The sequence below is a fragment of the Citrobacter sp. wls826 genome, from assembly GCF_005281245.1.
Lineage (GTDB): Bacteria > Pseudomonadota > Gammaproteobacteria > Enterobacterales > Enterobacteriaceae > Citrobacter > Citrobacter braakii.
The window spans coordinates 1,346-19,274 of sequence record NZ_SZWS01000047.1 but is presented as its reverse complement, the minus strand read 5'-3'; the positions used below and the strand labels follow the sequence as shown (position 1 = coordinate 19,274).

17 protein-coding genes and 1 pseudogene are annotated in these 17,929 nt (G+C 49.4%); 8 read left to right on the top strand and 10 right to left on the bottom strand.

The features are described from left to right. Nucleotides 1-22: 22 nt before the first annotated feature. The 4 genes and pseudogenes from dbpA to FDW87_RS10340 form a co-directional block, all read right to left on the bottom strand. Nucleotides 23-1,396 (bottom strand): ATP-dependent RNA helicase DbpA, encoded by a 1,374-nt coding sequence (dbpA, locus tag FDW87_RS10350; protein ID WP_016156618.1) that lies wholly within the window; start codon nt 1,394-1,396, stop codon nt 23-25. A 28-nt stretch (nt 1,397-1,424) separates the two neighbouring features. Then, nucleotides 1,425-1,553, bottom strand: a pseudogene (gene ynaL, locus FDW87_RS23225) (protein YnaL); the annotation flags it as partial. Nucleotides 1,554-1,867: 314 nt separating this feature from the next. Next, complete coding sequence (gene zntB, locus FDW87_RS10345) at nt 1,868-2,851, bottom strand: zinc transporter ZntB (RefSeq protein ID WP_016153198.1); 984 nt, start codon at nt 2,849-2,851, stop codon at nt 1,868-1,870. Nucleotides 2,852-3,007: 156 nt separating this feature from the next. Beyond that, the gene (locus FDW87_RS10340; protein WP_046274554.1) at nt 3,008-4,117 is read right to left on the bottom strand and encodes a methyl-accepting chemotaxis protein; all 1,110 of its coding nucleotides are present in this window, start codon (nt 4,115-4,117) and stop codon (nt 3,008-3,010) included. Nucleotides 4,118-4,527: 410 nt separating this feature from the next. On the opposite strand from FDW87_RS10340, the gene FDW87_RS10335 reads away from it, so the two are divergent. Together FDW87_RS10335 and FDW87_RS10330 are read left to right on the top strand one after the other, a co-directional pair. Continuing rightward, nucleotides 4,528-6,642, top strand: coding sequence for a bifunctional diguanylate cyclase/phosphodiesterase (locus tag FDW87_RS10335; RefSeq protein ID WP_137379714.1), 2,115 nt, complete (start codon nt 4,528-4,530; stop codon nt 6,640-6,642). A 67-nt stretch (nt 6,643-6,709) separates the two neighbouring features. Next, nucleotides 6,710-7,942, top strand: coding sequence for a sensor domain-containing diguanylate cyclase (locus FDW87_RS10330; RefSeq protein WP_019076853.1), 1,233 nt, complete (start codon nt 6,710-6,712; stop codon nt 7,940-7,942). A 12-nt stretch (nt 7,943-7,954) separates the two neighbouring features. On the opposite strand, the gene smrA is transcribed toward FDW87_RS10330, so the two are convergent. Further along, the gene (gene smrA, locus FDW87_RS10325; RefSeq protein ID WP_053388543.1) at nt 7,955-8,518 is read right to left on the bottom strand and encodes a DNA endonuclease SmrA; all 564 of its coding nucleotides are present in this window, start codon (nt 8,516-8,518) and stop codon (nt 7,955-7,957) included. 213 nt (nt 8,519-8,731) lie between these two features. Between smrA and ogt the strand changes: the two genes are divergently transcribed. From ogt to uspE, 3 genes are all read left to right on the top strand, one after another. Continuing rightward, entirely contained in the window at nt 8,732-9,247 is a 516-nt protein-coding gene (gene ogt / locus FDW87_RS10320; protein ID WP_016153203.1) for a methylated-DNA--[protein]-cysteine S-methyltransferase, read from the top strand. A gap of 194 nt (nt 9,248-9,441) precedes the next feature. Further along, the gene (gene fnr, locus FDW87_RS10315; RefSeq protein ID WP_003020397.1) at nt 9,442-10,194 is read left to right on the top strand and encodes a fumarate/nitrate reduction transcriptional regulator Fnr; all 753 of its coding nucleotides are present in this window, start codon (nt 9,442-9,444) and stop codon (nt 10,192-10,194) included. A gap of 151 nt (nt 10,195-10,345) precedes the next feature. After that, the gene (gene uspE, locus FDW87_RS10310) at nt 10,346-11,296 is read left to right on the top strand and encodes a universal stress protein UspE (RefSeq protein ID WP_016153204.1); all 951 of its coding nucleotides are present in this window, start codon (nt 10,346-10,348) and stop codon (nt 11,294-11,296) included. Between the two features lie 48 nt (nt 11,297-11,344). Here uspE and FDW87_RS10305 read toward each other — a convergent pair whose 3' ends face one another. Next, entirely contained in the window at nt 11,345-11,605 is a 261-nt protein-coding gene (locus FDW87_RS10305; protein ID WP_003020403.1) for a DUF2534 family protein, read from the bottom strand. 243 nt (nt 11,606-11,848) lie between these two features. Here FDW87_RS10305 and FDW87_RS10300 point away from each other — a divergent pair, with 243 nt between their 5' ends. Next, entirely contained in the window at nt 11,849-12,880 is a 1,032-nt protein-coding gene (locus FDW87_RS10300) for a mechanosensitive ion channel family protein (RefSeq protein ID WP_016153205.1), read from the top strand. A 201-nt stretch (nt 12,881-13,081) separates the two neighbouring features. Here FDW87_RS10300 and FDW87_RS10290 read toward each other — a convergent pair whose 3' ends face one another. Further along, nucleotides 13,082-13,489: a cupin domain-containing protein gene (locus tag FDW87_RS10290; RefSeq protein ID WP_029139554.1), complete on the bottom strand. Its 408-nt coding sequence runs from the start codon at nt 13,487-13,489 to the stop codon at nt 13,082-13,084. Between the two features lie 215 nt (nt 13,490-13,704). Next, the gene (locus FDW87_RS10285; protein ID WP_047417311.1) at nt 13,705-14,088 is read right to left on the bottom strand and encodes a VOC family protein; all 384 of its coding nucleotides are present in this window, start codon (nt 14,086-14,088) and stop codon (nt 13,705-13,707) included. A gap of 117 nt (nt 14,089-14,205) precedes the next feature. On the opposite strand from FDW87_RS10285, the gene FDW87_RS10280 reads away from it, so the two are divergent. Next, on the top strand, nt 14,206-14,976 hold the full coding sequence (locus tag FDW87_RS10280; protein ID WP_065554831.1) for a DeoR/GlpR family DNA-binding transcription regulator: 771 nt from the start codon (nt 14,206-14,208) through the stop codon (nt 14,974-14,976). 107 nt (nt 14,977-15,083) lie between these two features. On the opposite strand, the gene mppA is transcribed toward FDW87_RS10280, so the two are convergent. Next, complete coding sequence (mppA, locus tag FDW87_RS10275) at nt 15,084-16,697, bottom strand: murein tripeptide ABC transporter substrate-binding protein MppA (protein ID WP_016153209.1); 1,614 nt, start codon at nt 16,695-16,697, stop codon at nt 15,084-15,086. Nucleotides 16,698-16,881: 184 nt separating this feature from the next. Between mppA and mpaA the strand changes: the two genes are divergently transcribed. Continuing rightward, nucleotides 16,882-17,610 carry a murein tripeptide amidase MpaA gene (gene mpaA / locus FDW87_RS10270; RefSeq protein ID WP_016153210.1) on the top strand — a complete coding sequence of 243 codons (729 nt, stop codon included), beginning with the start codon at nt 16,882-16,884 and terminating at the stop codon, nt 17,608-17,610. Here the strand turns inward: mpaA and FDW87_RS22260 are convergent. Then, nucleotides 17,585-17,929: enolase C-terminal domain-like protein (locus tag FDW87_RS22260; protein WP_305764072.1), on the bottom strand; the 345-nt coding region annotated here is incomplete at its 5' end. The genes mpaA and FDW87_RS22260 overlap by 26 nt on opposite strands.

Below are 17,929 nucleotides of genomic sequence, written 5' to 3'. Positions count from 1 at the left end.
CATCAGGCGCTCCGACGAGTGGTTATTTCAATAACCGAACCCGGCAAGTCTTGCCTTTTATCTTACCGTTTTGCAATTGCTTCCATGCCTTATGCGCTACAGTCTGGCGAACAGCGACATAGACATGCGCCGGATGAACGGCAATTTTGCCGATATCGGCGCCTTCCAGACCAATATCACCGGTCAGCGCACCGAGAACATCGCCGGGACGCATTTTAGCCTTTTTACCGCCATCAATGCATAACGTCGCCATCTCAGCTTCCAGCGGCAGGATTGGGCCGTTAGCTGGAGCTGGCAGCCAGTTCAGCTTCAGTTGCAGCATTTCAGAAAGAATATTGGCCCGCTGCGCTTCTTCCGGTGCACAGAAGCTAATCGCCAGACCACTGTTGCCGGCACGCGCGGTACGTCCGATACGATGGACGTGGACTTCCGGATCCCACGCCAGTTCGAAGTTAACCACCAGCTCAAGTGATTTAATATCCAGACCACGCGCGGCCACATCGGTAGCAACCAGAACGCGCGCGCTGCCGTTGGCAAAACGCACCAGCGTCTGATCGCGATCGCGCTGCTCAAGATCGCCATGCAGTGAGAGAGCGCTTTGCCCCGCCGCATTCAGTGCGTCACACACGGCCTGACAATCTTTTTTGGTATTACAAAAAACTACGCATGATGCAGGTTGATGCTGACTGAGCAATTTTTGCAGCAGCGCAATTTTGCCGTGGCTGGAAGTTTCGAAAAACTGCTGCTCAATCGCCGGCAGCGCGTCAACGGTATCAATTTCGATCGTTAATGGATTTTGTTGCACCCGGCCACTAATGGCGGCAATGGCTTCCGGCCAGGTCGCAGAAAACAGTAAGGTCTGACGCGAAGCCGGCGCAAAGCGAATGACATCATCAATCGCATCGCTAAAGCCCATATCCAGCATGCGATCGGCTTCATCCATCACCAGCGTATTCAGGGCATCCAGAGAAACAGTGCCTTTTTGCAGATGGTCGAGTAAACGCCCCGGCGTTGCGACAATAATATGTGGCGCATGCTGCAGGGAGTCACGCTGTGCGCCAAAGGGCTGCCCACCGCACAACGTTAAGATCTTGGTGTTAGGCAGAAAGCGCGCTAAGCGACGCAGCTCACCCGCCACCTGGTCAGCAAGCTCGCGCGTTGGGCACAGCACCAGGGACTGCGTCTGAAACAGCGCGACATCAACATGCTGTAATAATCCAAGACCAAAAGCCGCCGTTTTGCCACTGCCGGTTTTAGCCTGCACGCGAACATCTTTCCCCGCCAGAATTGCCGGTAACGCAGCAGCCTGAACAGGCGTCATTTCAAGATAACCCAGCTCGTTAAGATTCTCGAGTTGGGCAGCAGGTAAAACATTCAGGGTTGAAAAAGCGGTCACAATTTAATCTCGCGTTAAAAACTCACAATCAGCAGGCGCGTATCCTCGCAGATCTGCGCCCGCGATGCGACAATTTAATCGGCTCTTCATCCGGTGGCGGATCCGGCATTGGCTGCGGACGAGGTATGGGATCGGGAATGGGAACCGGGTCGGTCGGTAGCGAATCAGTGTGCGGCGTTACAATCAGACAGTTCATATACCCCTCCAGTTATTCAGGTTGGCTCTTTTAGGGTAGACGCTGATTTCCTGCAGGCAAAAAAAAGCCGACTAATCTAAGTCGGCGTCGTACGAATCAATTGTGCTATGCAGTAATTCAAAAAAGGAAGTAAGACAATATGGAGCGCAACGCCCATCGCTTGACGTTGCATTCACCTGCGAGAGAGATATTGCCCCGAATAGGTAGATGGTTTATTGACTTCGCTCAAAAACCAGGACGTTTTCATGCGCAAAAGTCACTAAAAAACGTTGTTGTTACAACCATTTACTACGATGCAACCATAAAGTAACACCACCAATCAGGACCACTAACAGAATACAAAAAAGTGAGAAGCCAAACTGCCAGCCACCGCCAGGGATACCGCCGAGGTTAACGCCAAACAGCCCGGTTAAAAATGTGCTGGGAAGAAAAACCATTGCCATCAATGACATTGTATACGTTCGGCGAGCCAGAGACTCCTGCATAACCTGCGCAATTTCATCCGCCATAATACCGGTCCTGGCAATACAGGCATCTATTTCATCCAGCCCTCTCCCTAGCCTGTCAGCGATATCCTGCATCCGCCGCCGATGGTCGTCGGTCATCCAGGAAAAACGTTCGCTCGCCAGCCGGGAATAGACATCGCGTTGAGGCGCCATATAGCGGCGCATCACAATTAACTGCTTACGCAGCAATGCCAGGAAACCACGCGGCGGAATCTGCTGATCGAGCAGGTTATCTTCCAGATCGATAATCTTATCGTGCAATTGTTCGATAAACTCACTGGCATGATCGGTTAGTGCATCGCAAACATCCACCAGCCAACTACCACAATCAGCCGCTCCCGTGCCTTCCTGGAGATCGCTGACCACATCATCCAGCGCCAAGACTTTACGCTGACGCGTTGAGACAATCAGACGTTCATCCATATATAAGCGCATCGCAACCAGTTGGTCAGGTCGCTCGTCGGTGCTGCCGTTAATACAGCGCAGCGTAATCAACGTACCTTCCCCTACCCGGCTTACGCGTGGGCGCGTGCTTTCACCCGCCAGCGCATCACGCACGTTATTGGGAAGTAAAGGCGTTGTCGCCAGCCATTGCGCGCTTTCAGGATGGGTATAATTAAGATGCAGCCAGCAGGGATGTTGACTGTCGATAACATCGTTATCTTCCAGTGGTTTCACCCCACCACGGCCATCCAACAGCCAGGCAAACACGGCATCCGGCACATTAACATCCGTTCCCTTAATGGCTTCCACAGCGCCTCCACAAACATTCAGCTTTTTTCGTTAGTCTAGCTGTCAGAATATGTTAAGCAATATCTCATTGTCCCATTGTGCTGAAATGATTCATAAAAAGTATCTGATAATAAGAAAAGCGCCGACGAATGCGGCGCTGGTTACGAGATGCCCCTCTCAGGCCCGCTGGCGTCTCTCTGATTCAAGCGCATGACTTAAGCGAAATTTATGCGTTCGCGATTGAAGGTCAATCACCTGATTTTTCAGGATACCTGAGGAGTCAGAAAGCTCATCAACCATAATGGCATTACTTTGGGTGACGTTCTCCAGTTCGGCCAGAGCATGGGTAATTCTGATTATTCCTTTCTCCTGCTCCTGCGTAGTGGTTAATATCTCGCCCATCAGTTGGTTTAATTGCCCGGCCCCCCCGACAATATCATGCATGTTTTTCTCAGCTTCACGCACAATAGCAGCGCCTTGCTGAACATTTTGATGGGTTTGGGCAATCAGTTGCTTAATATTCTTAGCAGCATCTGCACTACGGTGTGCAAGCATTCTTACCTCACCGGCCACCACGGAAAACCCTTTGCCATGTTCACCGGCCCTTGCAGCTTCCACAGCAGCATTCAATGCCAGAATATTGGTCTGGAATGCAATACCATCTATCAGCGTAATAATTTCTGTCATTTGCTGTGCGCATTCGGTGATTGAACGCATATTTGTCGCAACCTGCACCATTAATTCGCCACCCTGACGGGCGCATTGCGTGGCAATTGTTGCCTGGGCGCTGGCTATTTGCGTGTTATCAGCATTATTCCGCGTATTAACCGCTATTTCATCCATGTTGGCAGCCGTCTGCATTAATGCTCCGGATTGCTGTTCTGTTTTCACTGAAAGCTCAGCGCTGCGTTCCGCCAGCTGTTCAGAAAGCGTCATCGCCGTTTGCGAGGATGTTCTGATCTCATTAACGAGTGCTGAAATATTACTTGATAAGCTATTGATGCCAGGAATTAGTCTACCCGCACAGTTATTACCAAATTCGGGAATACTGATTGCCAGATTCCCGGATGTTACTTCTTCAATGCTTCTTTTAACCGTATTAATCGGCATGACCAGATATTTCGTCATGTACCACCACAAACATAATATAGAAATAATGCTTACCGCATTAGTGCCAATAATAATTTCTGGGGTAGCCGAAAAAATCATTTCAACAACATTGAGCGCAACCGCTGTAATGAGCAGAAATAAAACAATAAAGGTTCTGACGCTAATATCATTTAACATTTTAACCCTGTGCACCAAGAAATAACGTGGATGTTATTTTTATAGCATCTGCAATACAGATTTCCATTGCTCTGTGACGAAAGCTGAACTTTCAATGAGAGCCAGCAGACCTTTTACTTAAGTCAATAAATTACACTATCCATTCATAATAGTTCAGCACTTTATCCCGCCAATGGCGGTAATGTTCCCCACCATCAGATTATTGTGATGGCGAGCACGTGACGAGCATAAAACACACAGAAACATAATTTTTATGAATGTTTATATAAGTAATGGCTTGTCATTTTCAATATCTTGCTCTTCGCTCTAATACTCATTGTAAAAACACAAGAACATTCCTGGTTTTATCAGGTTAACTGGACAAAACCTGCTAGATTTATCATCACGGCTTTTTTTCGATAGGTAGTAAGATGTTGCACGTGTCGTGGGACCCTGTATTGATTGGGATTTCCTTTGTTGTCGCGTTTATTGCCTCCTTTATTGCCCTCGACAGTGCGGGTAAGGTAGCAATCTCCAGCAAACGTGAATCTACCTTCTGGCGGCTATCTGGCGGCGCTACGCTGGGTATGGGGATCTGGTCGATGCATTTTATCGGTATGCTGGCCATGAAAATGACTATGCCGATCAATTATCACCTATCACTCACCGCGTTTTCGTTCTTTATTGCGCTCATTTCTGCAACCCTCGCCATCAATATCGCTATTTCCGGTAATACGTTATCAACAAAACGACTGGTCATTGCCACCAGCATATTGAGTGCCGGCGTTGTCACGATGCACTACGTTGGCATGTATGCCATTATCGAACATGTGGCCATCTCATGGGATCGCTCGCTGATTTTGCTCTCTGTGATTATTGCCGTCGTTGCGTCTGGCGTAGGTTTATGGCTCGCCTTCCATTTACGCCAAAACACCCGTCGCGTGCTGATTAACCGACTTATTGCTGCCCTCATTATGGCGCTGGCAATTGCTTCTATGCATTACACCGGTATGGGAGCGGCAACGTTCACCCATTTTGGACACACTGCGCACGATGGGCTCAGTACGCTGGAACTCTCTGTCTGGGTCTGCGCCGTCACGCTGATTATTTTGGGTATCATGCTGGTCGTCTCAATGGTGGATTCACAACTGCGCACTTCCCGACTGGCTGACAACCTGCATCAGTTGAACTGCCAGCTTGAACATCAGGTCCACTTCGACGCGCTGACCGGACTAGCTAATCGAACGCAAATAGATACCCGCTTACAGGCCTGCCTGCGGCATTCCAAATTGCATCAACAGCATTTCGCGTTGGTATTTATCGACCTCGATCGTTTTAAAGTCGTTAACGATACCTGGGGGCATCACATCGGTGATCAACTGCTGATTGCCAGTACACAGCGTATCTACAGTTGCCTTGATGACTCAATGACGCTGGCAAGACTGGGGGGAGATGAATTTATCCTGCTGGTTCCAGACTGCAACCCGCAGGCTATCTCCGCCTTGCTTGCGCAAATTTCAGATGCGATCGGTGACCCCTTTACCTTATTCGGTCATACCATTCGGGTTTCGTTAAGTGCGGGGAGCAGTATTTATCCCGAACATGGCTCGACACTGCATGAGCTAAAAGTGAAGGCCGATATGGCGATGTATCATGTCAAACAGGCGGGCAGAAACGGCTGGGCTATTTATAGTCCCCAGATGGAAGCTATCGCTGATACGCCGCCGACATTTCTACAGGAACTTTCACAAGCGCTTGAACGCAACCAGTTTGAGCTATGGTATCAGCCTAAATATACCGCCGGAGATCATTCCCTGACTGGTTTTGAAGCGTTATTACGCTGGCATCATCCGGAGCGCGGCATGCTGCTACCGGCTGAATTTCTGCCTGCGCTGGAAGAAACGGGCCTGATTATTCCCGTCGGCAGATGGGTTATCCAACAGGCATGTTTGCAGTTGCATCAGTGGACATTACAAGGGAATACAGAATGGACGCTCGCCGTTAACCTCTCCCCCGCCCAGTTTGAACAGCATGATATTATTGATGTTGTTTGCAACGCCCTGGCGCAATACCAACTTTCACCTGCCTGTCTCACGCTGGAGCTCACGGAGAGCACTGCACTTAAAAATTTAAAACGCAGTATTGAAATCCTGAATGCTTTCTCTGCTTTGGGGATCACCGTTTCTATTGATGATTTCGGCACTGGTTATTCAAATATACTGATGTTGAAGTCACTTCCTGCACGGGAATTAAAAATCGACAGGATATTTGTCAAAGATATTAGCGAGAACAGTAAAAATACAAAAATTGTGTCTACCATTATTGACATAGCTCACTCCATGAATATGCGCGTGGTGGCTGAAGGAATAGAAACCCAGGAGCAGGAATTACTTCTTACCCAGATGGGATGTAGCATGCTGCAAGGTTTCCTGTTTGCAAAACCGCTGCCAGCGCATAAGATTCATGAACTGATCCAATCAGAAAACAGCATCAAACAAAAGCCAGTCGTACAACCCTTGTCTCACCGACAATCAATAACTTTGTGAGACTGTAATATCTAAAATTTTCGCCATTAAACGGGCAACACAGCAGATAAAGATAACGGGATTATCGATGAGCACAACCGAGCTGCATTCACTGGATTTGTTAACCTTTCCGGTGTGGATTGTTTCGCCACAAACCGAAGAACTGGTGTTCGCTAATATCGTTGCACGTGAGTTAATGCAGGATCTCTGTTTTTCCCCACTGCGCAAGGGCATATTCTCAACGCATTCTCAAAATGATTTAACCATGTATCTCAGTGACTTGAGCAATCATCATCACGTTGTTGAGATCCTCACGGTTTACCGCGATGGTGAGGAAATCGCGTTGGCCAGCCGCCTGTCCATTAAATCTCTGCCGGGCGTGGGGGATGTTATCCTTTTCGAAGGCATTGAAACGCCTACTGCGCAAGGTCTGAAAGCCAGCCGTTCAGCAACTTATCAACGAAAAAAACAGGGCTTTTATGCGCGTTTTTTCCAGACCAACTCCGCGCCAATGTTACTGATTGATCCGTCCCGCGATGGCCTGATCGTTGATGCAAACCTCAGTGCCCTGAATTTTTATGGTTACAACCTTGATGTGATGTGCCAGAAACATACCTGGGAGATCAACATGCTGGGCCGCCATATATTGCCGGTGATGCATGAAATCGCCCATCTGCCCGGCGGCCATAAGCCTTTGCACTTTGTCCATAAACTGGCAGACGGCACCTCACGTCATGTGCAAACCTACGCCGGACCGATTGAAATTTACGGTAATAAACTCATGTTGTGCATTATTCATGACATTACCGAACAAAAACGGCTGGAACAGGAGCTTGAGCATGCCGCTCTGCGTGACCCTTTAACGGGATTACTTAATCGCCGACATTTTTATCAGGTAACCGAGCCGGAGCAGACGCATGCGGTATCATTGACGCAGGACTACAGTCTGTTGTTGATCGACATCGATCGTTTTAAAAGCATTAACGATCTCTTCGGTCATTTAAAAGGCGATGAAGTGCTTTGCGCTCTGGCCCGCACGCTGGAATCCTGTGCACGAAAAGACGATCTTATTTTTCGCTGGGGTGGTGAAGAATTTGTGCTGCTGCTACCGCGAACCTCGCTGGATGTCGCCCTCAATCTTGCAGAAGTGATCCGCGCGACGGTAGCCAAGGTTACTCTCCCTGGTCTTCCCCGCTTTACCGTCAGCATTGGCGTTGCGCGGCACGAAACGAACGAAAGTATTGATGAATTATTCAAACGCGTGGACGACGCGTTGTACAAAGCCAAGCACGAAGGCAGGAACAGAGTACTGGCCGCCTGATGAATACGTTGATCAGCGGCTGCGCTTAGCGTGACGCTCCCAGTTTTCCTGTTTTGCCTGCGCGGTTTTACGTAATGCCACATAGCATGCCCCGCTGCCGCCGTGATGCGGCAAAGCGGCGCAGTAGGCCTGGACGTCATCAAATTCTGTCAGCCAGCGCGCCACATAGCTGCGAACAATATTGGCATGAGCATTATCGTCACGCCCCTTACCGTGTATCACCAGCACGTTACGTAATCCATCTTGCTGTGCCTGTAGAATAAAACTGAATAGCATCTGGCGGCATGTTTCTACGGGCTGGCGGATGAGATTAAGGCTCGCCTGCTGCGGATATCTTCCGGTTCGCAGTTTGTCAGTCACGCCGTGCTGTAAACCTTCGCGACGAAACTCCAGCGGCTCGTTCAACGGGATAATATCGAGAAACCCCGTCGTGAGAAAGTTATCCAGTTGAAGCGTATCGATACGCGCCGGAGTGCGGATATTACGCGTTGGCTGCCAGTGTACATCGGCGCAGCCCTTCAGTGGTTGGACATCCCCCATAGCATCCAGAAACAGCGAAGCATCATCAAGATTCATGTTTCTTCCTCCAGCGAATTACGACGAGCATTATCATAACCGCGCACTATTATACCGACAACGGTTTACGATTATTTCCAATAATTCACCTGGCTCGCTCCGCTGAAAAGATCTACTCACGACATACAGATATCCGTTTTTAGGGGTATAGCTGCAACTGTTGCTGCCGTGATAATGTGTAACCTCGCCTGAACGCTGTAATGAGAGAAACGGATGCTGAACTTACTGGAAGACACCATCGACACGCCGCTGGGCCCGCTGTGGGTTATTTGTGATGAGCAATTTCGCCTGCGCGCGGTGGAATGGGATCAGCACCGCGATCGCATGGAACAATTGCTGGATATTCATTACCGCACAGAAGGTTATCAGCGTATTACAGCCAAAAACCCTGGCGGATTAAGCGATAAACTGTCGGAGTATTTTGCCGGGAATCTCAGCATTATTGACACGCTGGAAACGGCAACGGCTGGCACGCCTTTCCAGCGTGAAGTCTGGCAAGCATTACGCACTATCCCGTGTGGGCAAGTCATGCACTATGGTCAACTGGCCGAACAGTTAGGGCGCGCCGGTGCTGCAAGAGCCGTCGGTGCGGCCAATGGCGCCAACCCGGTAAGCATTGTAGTCCCCTGCCATCGCGTCATTGGGCGTAACGGCACCATGACTGGATATGCTGGCGGCGTACAGCGAAAAGAGTGGTTATTGCGTCACGAAGGCTATTTGCTACTCTAGATTCCAGGCAATTAATGCCTTATTCGTCACACTTTCGCATAATGTGACCACAAATTTAATGCGGTTAATCAAGGAGATACAAACATTCATTCCGGTTATACCTGAATTATTCTCTATTGGGAGTAGCTCAGGCTTACGTGCTCACCAAAAAGATGTTAAAATTGACAAATATCAATTACGGCTTGAGCAGACCTATGATCCCGGAAAAGCGAATTATACGGCGCATTCAGTCTGGCGGTTGTGCTATCCATTGCCAGGATTGCAGCATCAGCCAGCTTTGCATCCCGTTCACACTTAACGAGCATGAGCTTGACCAGCTCGATAACATCATCGAGCGCAAAAAGCCTATCCAAAAGGGGCAAACGCTCTTTAAAGCAGGTGATGAACTTAAATCACTCTACGCTATCCGCTCCGGAACGATTAAAAGCTATACCATTACCGAACAAGGCGATGAGCAAATTACCGGCTTCCATCTGGCGGGTGATCTGGTCGGTTTTGACGCGATTGGCAGCGGACATCACCCGAGCTTTGCCCAGGCGCTGGAAACCTCAATGGTTTGCGAAATTCCTTTCGAAACCCTTGATGACCTGTCCGGAAAAATGCCGAATCTGCGTCAGCAGATGATGCGTCTGATGAGTGGCGAAATCAAAGGCGACCAGGATATGATCCTGCTGTTGTCGAAGAAAAATGCAGAAGAGCGCCTGGCGGCCTTTATCTACAACTTGTCTCGCCGCTTTGCCCAGCGCGGATTCTCGCCTCGTGAGTTCCGCCTGACCATGACCCGCGGCGACATCGGTAACTACCTGGGTTTGACGGTTGAAACCATCAGCCGCCTGTTGGGTCGTTTCCAGAAAAGCGGTATGCTGGCAGTGAAAGGCAAATACATAACTATTGAGAATAGCGACGCGCTGGCAGTTCTTGCTGGCCACACGCGTAACGTAGCGTAATCTTTCCGCAAGCATTTCTGTTATCCTTCTGTCAAATCGCTAAATTTTCCCGATTTATTGATCTGGCAGGAGGTTCTCCCCTGTTTCAATCCACATTATTGGGTTACTCTTTTAATTACAAACTGCGATGACAGTTGTAAGGAGACCCTGTATGGCTATGTATAAAAATATGCTGGTCGTCATCGATCCAAACCAGGACGATCAACCAGCATTACGGCGAGCTGTTTATTTGCATCAACGGATTGGTGGCAAAATTAAAGCCTTTTTGCCAATCTATGACTTTTCCTACGAGATGACTACCCTGCTGTCGCCCGATGAGCGTACGGCAATGCGTCAGGGGGTCATCAGCCAGCGAACAGCCTGGATCCGTGAACAAGCAAAATACTACATCGAAGCAGGGATCCCTCTTGAAATTAAAGTGGTATGGCATAACCGTCCCTTTGAAGCCATCATCCAGGAAGTCATTAGCGCTCAGCATGACCTGGTCCTCAAAATGGCACACCAACACGACCGCCTCGAAGCCGTAATTTTCACGCCTACCGACTGGCATTTATTGCGCAAATGTCCAAGCCCGGTATGGATGGTTAAAGATCAGCCATGGCCTGAAGAGGGTAAAGCGCTGGTTGCGGTGAACCTCGCCAGTGAAGAGCCTTATCACAACGCGCTCAATGAAAAACTGGTCAAAGAGACGCTGCAACTAGCAGAACAGGTTAACCATACTGAAGTGCATCTGGTTGGCGCCTACCCTGTTACGCCAATCAATATCGCAATTGAACTACCTGAGTTTGACCCCAGCGTTTATAACGACGCGATCCGTGGACAGCATCTGCTGGCCATGAAGGCGTTGCGCCAGAAATTCAGTATCGATGAGAAAGTGACGCACGTTGAAAAAGGATTGCCTGAAGAGGTCATTCCTGATTTAGCCGAGCACTTGCAGGCGGGTATTGTAGTACTGGGTACCGTCGGTCGTACCGGTATTTCTGCCGCGTTCCTTGGTAACACCGCTGAACAGGTTATCGATCACCTACGCTGCGACCTGCTGGTCATCAAGCCGGATGAATATCAGACGCCAGTTGAACTGGATGATGAAGAAGACGATTAACCACACAACTCAATGCCGGATGGCGATCTCATCCGGCATAACAAACGCTTAGTGTTGCTCCTCGCCGCCGAGGAAATAGATTCCCAGCGGGATAGCCAACAGAATCGTAAACACCATGCTGTAGACACAAATCATTGCCGATTGAATGGCGTACATTGAAGCGGTCCAGTCGGATAGGGGAATGTCATACTGTTCAATCACACCACCGATCGTCGCTCGCGTCACGACCGACGCTGCGATAATAAACACCCCAAGCAGGCACAACAGAAACTTCCGTCCCTTCGCTGTCTTCAGCTTAGCCATGATCATAGTACTGTCCTTTTGCAGATGAAAACCTTGTTACTTTGCGCTAACAATACCATGACATCAACTGACTGTCTGCTACATAAACCGCTTTCAGGGTGGATACCAGCGCTATTTCGCCGAAAATAGCGCTAATTGCATTATATATCTCCCCTATGGATTAATGATCTGACCGCCAGAACTGAGTAAAATATTCGAGGATTAGGATATCAGAAGATATTTCACTACCACGGAGCTGTTGGAAGAATCATGATCGCTGAACTGTTTATAAATAATGCGTTTAATTTGACGGTAATTCTCAGCTGCTGTGCCGCGCTGGTTCTGATGAGCGTCTGGTATCATCGTGGAGAGCGTCGCTGCAAAGGATTCATATTTCATGCCGCGCAATTTCTTGTCTATGCCATTATCATCGGGACGTTAGGCAGTATTGCTAATAACGTTATCGAAAATTACAGCCTGAAATTTATCTCCTCCAGCGTGGTCGACTTTATCTGCACCTCGTTGATTGCGCTGATCCTTACCATCAAACTTTTTCTGGTAATTAATCAGTTTGAAAAGACGCAGATTAATAAAGGTAGAGATATCACCAGCGCGAGGATCCTGTCGCGAATCATCAAGATTACCATCGTGGTTGCCATCATTTTGCTGTATGGCGAACATTTCGGTATGAGCTTATCCGGCCTGTTAACCTTCGGCGGCATCGGCGGTATCGCTGTAGGTATGGCAGGCAAAGACATTCTGAGCAACTTTTTCTCAGGGATTATGCTCTACTTCGACAGACCCTTTAGCATCGGCGACTGGATCCGCTCCCCGGACCGCAATATTGAAGGTACAGTTACGGAAATCGGCTGGCGAATGACCAAAATAAACACCTTCGATCATCGTCCGTTATATGTCCCGAACTCGATTTTCTCCTCTATCAGCGTAGAAAACCCAGGAAGGATGACGAATCGCCGCATCAAAACGGTGATCGGGTTACGATATGAAGATGCTGATAAAGTCAGTGCCGTTGTCGAGTCGGTCAGAGAAATGCTGCAAAACCATCCGGGAATAGACCAGAAACAAACCCTGTTGGTTTATTTTAATGAATTCGCCGACTCATCGCTGAATATCATGGTGTATTGCTTCACGAAAACCACCGTGTGGCAGGAATGGCTTGCGGTACAGCAGGACGTTTATTTAAAGATTATTTCGATAGTCAAGGCACACGACGCCGACTTTGCGTTCCCCAGCCAGACGCTGTATATGGATAATCCTGAAGTATCGCCATCGACACACTAACAAAAGAAAAGGCGCGGAAATCCGCGTCTTTTTTCTGCACTTATTTCAATGAGGCAATATCAATGACAAAGCAGTACCAGCGCCAGCGTTGGAATATACGGATTCAGGTCATGTAGATACAGGACTGTATCAATAATCAGCTCAAACTGATTCACTTCGGGCATCGGATTCTTTACCTGCAGAACGCGTGCCCCGCACAGCTCAGGGGAGCAGGTTGTACTCAGTGTCGCTTACCGGTTCAAGCCACTCGTTCGATGCGCCAGCTGCCGGGATTTCCACAGCGATATGGGCAAACCAGCTATCACGCGCAGCACCGTGCCAGTGTTTCATTCCCGCCGGGATGTGTACGACATCACCAGTTTTCAGTTCGCGCGCCGGTTGATTCCACGCCTGATACCAGCCTCTGCCGCCGGTCACCAGCAAGATTTGTCCCCCTTGATGATGGATATGCCAGAAGTTACGACAGCCCGGCTCAAATGCTACGTTACCAATGACCACGCCTTCCATGGAGAGCATAGTCAGATAGCTGTCGCCAGTGAAATATTTCGCATACGCTTCATTTTTCTCTCCGCGAGGAAAGACGCTGTTACCATCAAATTGTTGACTCATAATCTCCGCGCCGGCGCTGGAGACGGTATTCCGTTGATTTTGCATTTCGACTCTCCAAAACGGTGGCAGCACGCGCCACCGATGCTGAAAACTATAAAAATTATAGAGACTCGACAGGCGGGTGATTAGAGGTGAAAAGAAGGACAACCTTATGAATCATGCTCATCAATAGTCGGTAACAGGTACAACATTTCTACTGGAGATGGCGTGAAGCCTTAGGCCACAATTTCAATCAAGTTGCCGTCAGGATCGCGTATCACCGCTTCGTAATAGCCATCACCGGTGGTGCGCGGGTCAGAAACTAATATCCCCTGTTCTTTTGCACGCATCGCCATGGCATCAACGTTTTCACTGCCGCCAACTGAAATGGCGAGATGCACCCAGCCTGAGGTGTTATTGTTGGGAGCATGTTTTGTCAGTCCAGGCTTAGTCATTAACTCAATCGCGATATCCTCACCAATTTTGACAAAATAGGATTCAAATCCAGGATTGGTTTTACTGCAGTATTTTTCGTTGATCTTTGCGTCAAAAAACGTGACCCAGAATTGAGCTTGTTGCTCAAGATCCCGTGTCCATAACGCCATATGCGCAACCTTCATAGCTAACCTCTTCTTGTTGTATCCAAACAATAGGTTCCCTAAAGGGATGTTGACATCGTGAACCATAATGCACAATTATGCTTGTTATTGCTCGATGTTTATTTCACTGGAGTATTGATGCTCGATTACGCAGCATTCCCTGAACAGCGCCAGGCGCTTATCTATCAGATCCTGCAGGAAAACGGCAGAGTCATCTGTTCCGAACTCGCCAGTAGGTTAGGCGTTTCGGAACATACAATCCGCCGCGATCTGCATGAACTGAGTAAAGATGGCGTGTGTAAAAAAGTCTATGGCGGCGCGGTCATTGCACTCCCTGAATCCGAAGACATCACCGTGCGCAAGAGTATTAATGTGGCGAAAAAGAGCAATATCGCGCAGAGATGCGCCCGGATGGTCAAATCCGGAAGCTGCATTTTTATCGACACAGGCAGTACTAATCTGGCGATGGCTGAAGCCCTACCCGCCGAGCTGGCGTTAACCGTGGTAACAAATTCCCCGGAGATTGCCGCCGTTTTACTAAAAAAACCACTGTTTGATGTCATTATGCTGGGCGGCGCGGTGCAACGATCTTCTGGAGGGTGTGTGGGTGCCACCGCTATCTCGCAGGTGCAGGGCATTTTATTCGATCAGGGATTTATTGGCGGCTGCGCGATGTCGCCAGAATCCGGCTTAACCGGATTTGATTACGCGGATTGTGAGTTCAAAAAAGCGGTGATCAAACAGTGTAATGAAACTATTGTCGCGCTGACGGCTGAAAAGATCCCGGCCGTCGCCCGTTATGTTGTTACCGAAAGCAGCAATATCGATGTAATTGTCGTCGAGGAAAATATCAGCAAAGAGTATGCCACGGCGTTTCAGGCGCACGACATTCGTATTTATACAGTGTAACCCATTCTATTGGGTGATACTTTTCCATTGCTTTCATGACCCACCTTCCCTACAGCCTTGTCTGTTCGGGAAATCGCCAATGCAACGTCCCGAACAGGCCAGCGATTTCAGTGCTTCACAATATACATTGTGCGGCTATAAGCCACATCTTCAGGGTTAGTAATCGGATACCCTTTCAGCCACGGTTTAATTAAACGCCCGTTGGTGTACTGATAAATCGGCGCAATGGGAGCCTGTTCCATCAGAATGTTCTCCGCAGCGTTATAATCAGCATTGCGTGCTTTCTGCGTATTCTCCAGGGTTGCCTGGGTCAACACTTTATCGTACGCCGGGTTATTAAAGCGGGAGATATTGCCCGTATGGGTTGATGTTAATAGCGACAGGAACGTAGATGGCTCATTGTAATCGCCCACCCACGAGGCGCGGATCACATCAAAATTACCGGTATTGCGGCTATCGATATAAGTTTTCCACTCCTGGTTTTGCAGTTTCACGTCAACGCCGAGATTTTTCTTCCACATAGACGCAACAGCAATAGCGATCTTCTGATGATTTTCAGAGGTGTTATACAGCAACGTCAGTTTAAGTGGTTTCTGTGGACCATAGCCCGCCGCACGCAGCAGCGTTTTCGCCTGCGCGTTCAGCTCTTCCTGACTCATTTGCTCAAACGGTGAAGGTTCCGGCACAAACCCTGCCGTTACATCCGGCGTAAAATGCCATGCGGGCTTTTCGCCGGTACCCAGAACTTTCTCCGCCATCAGGCGACGATCGATAGTCATGCTGAGCGCCAGGCGCACGCGTGAGTCGGCAGTCGGCCCCTTCTGGGTATTAAAGGCATAGTAGTAAGTGCCAAGCTGCGGCGGGGTATAAACCTGGCCCGGGATGTCCTTCAACAGTTTCTGATACATGTTTTTCGGGAACGACTCGGTAATATCGATATCACCAGCAAGATAGCGCTTGGTCGCTGCCGATTCCTGGTTAATAGGCAGGAAGGTGACTTTTTGCAGCACCGTTTTGGCGTTGTCCCAATAATGCGTGTTCGGCACAACGTCCAGTTTTTCGTTCACCACGCGATCTTTGAGCACATAAGCGCCGTTACCAATTAGATTACCCGGTTTGGTCCAATCTTTACCGCTCTCAACATTAGCTTTTTGTACCGGATAGAAAGCAAAACTCGCCGTCAGATTGGCAAACCATGGCAGCGGTTTATCCAGTTGGACCTTCAATGTACGCGCATCGATCGCGCTAACGCCGAGCTTATCTGGCGAGGCTTTTCCATCAATTATCGCCTGTGCGTTGTTAATACCCGCCAGCGCAGCAAACCAGGCAAACGGCGACAGCGTTTTCGGGTCAACCAGACGCTGCCAGCTATAGACAAAATCCTGCGCCGTTACCGGCGTACCATCTGCCCATTGCGCATTGTCGCGCAGCGTAAACGTCCAGATACGGTTATCGTTGCTTTTCCACTGAGTGGCAACACCGGGCACAATCTCGCCCTTCTCATTCTGGTTGACCAGCCCTTCAAATAAATCACGAATAACCTGAATTTCAGGAAGCCCGACGGCCTTTGCCGGATCCAATGACGCCGGTTCGTCTTTGATATGACGCACCAGTTCTTGTTTTTCTGCCAGTACCGTTCCGCTGGGAACATCAGCAGCCCAGGATAATGAAATGCTGCTTACCAATAGCGCACAACAGGTTACTGAAACAGAATGCTGCATAAAATACCCTCAATTCCGGCTACTAAGTGAATGTGTAATTATTTGTATCGCCAGCAGGAAATGCAATTAACTTTCGACAAGGAAATAATATTACATCTGAAAAGATAAGTGTGTGAAAACGATTTGATTATCCATACATTTTGCACAACACTGCGAGTAACAATCCACGCATTCAGAGATGACTATGACCGTTACCCGACCCCGTGCCGAGCGCGGCGCATTCCCACCTGGAACCGAACATTACGGACGTTCATTATTAGGCGCGCCGCTAATCTGGTTTCCCGCAATGGCGGCCGATCGTGAAAGCGGTCTGATACTGGCAGGAACGCACGGCGACGAAAACGCATCGGTTGTCACCCTTTCCTGCGCATTGCGTACGCTTAATCCTTCCTTACGTCGTCACCATGTGGTGCTGGCGGTTAACCCTGACGGTTGCCAGCTCGGGCTGCGCGCAAATGCGAACGGAGTGGATCTAAACCGTAACTTTCCCGCTGCCAACTGGAAAGCGGGTGAAACGGTGTATCGCTGGAACAGCAGCGCAGAAGAACGCGATGTGGTGTTGTTGACCGGCGAAAATCCGGGCTCAGAACCAGAAACCCAGGCGCTGTGCCAGCTTATTCACCGAATTCATCCTGCGTGGGTGGTCTCTTTTCACGATCCGCTGGCCTGTATTGAAGATCCTAGGCGCAGCGAATTAGGCGCGTGGCTGGCGCAGTCGTTTGAATTACCTCTCGTCACCAGCGTAGGTTATGAAACGCCCGGCTCATTTGGAAGCTGGTGCGCAGACCTGAACTTACACTGTATAACCGCCGAATTTCCGCCCATCTCTTCAGATGAAGCGAGCGAGAAATACCTGCTGGCCATGTCCAATCTCCTGCGCTGGCACCCTAGAGATGAAGTTGTCCGGTCGTAAAATGCAGGGCCGGCTCCGCGTCGCTGGCAAGCCAGGTAGGGCCATCAAGATCGGCAAAATTAACCTGCGGCGTAAGCGGTAACGCCGCCCCAATCGCCCGGGAAGTGCACAACATGCAGCCCAGCATTAGCGCAAATCCCTGCTCGCGGGCTTCGGTTGCCAGCGCCAGCGCCTCCGTCAGGCCGCCTGTTTTATCCAGTTTGATATTGACCATTTCATAGCGCCCGTGCAGCGCTTTCAGGCTGCTGCGGGTGTGGCAGCTTTCATCTGCGCAGATCGGCAGCGGATGCACAAAATTTTCCAATGCGGCATCGTCCTG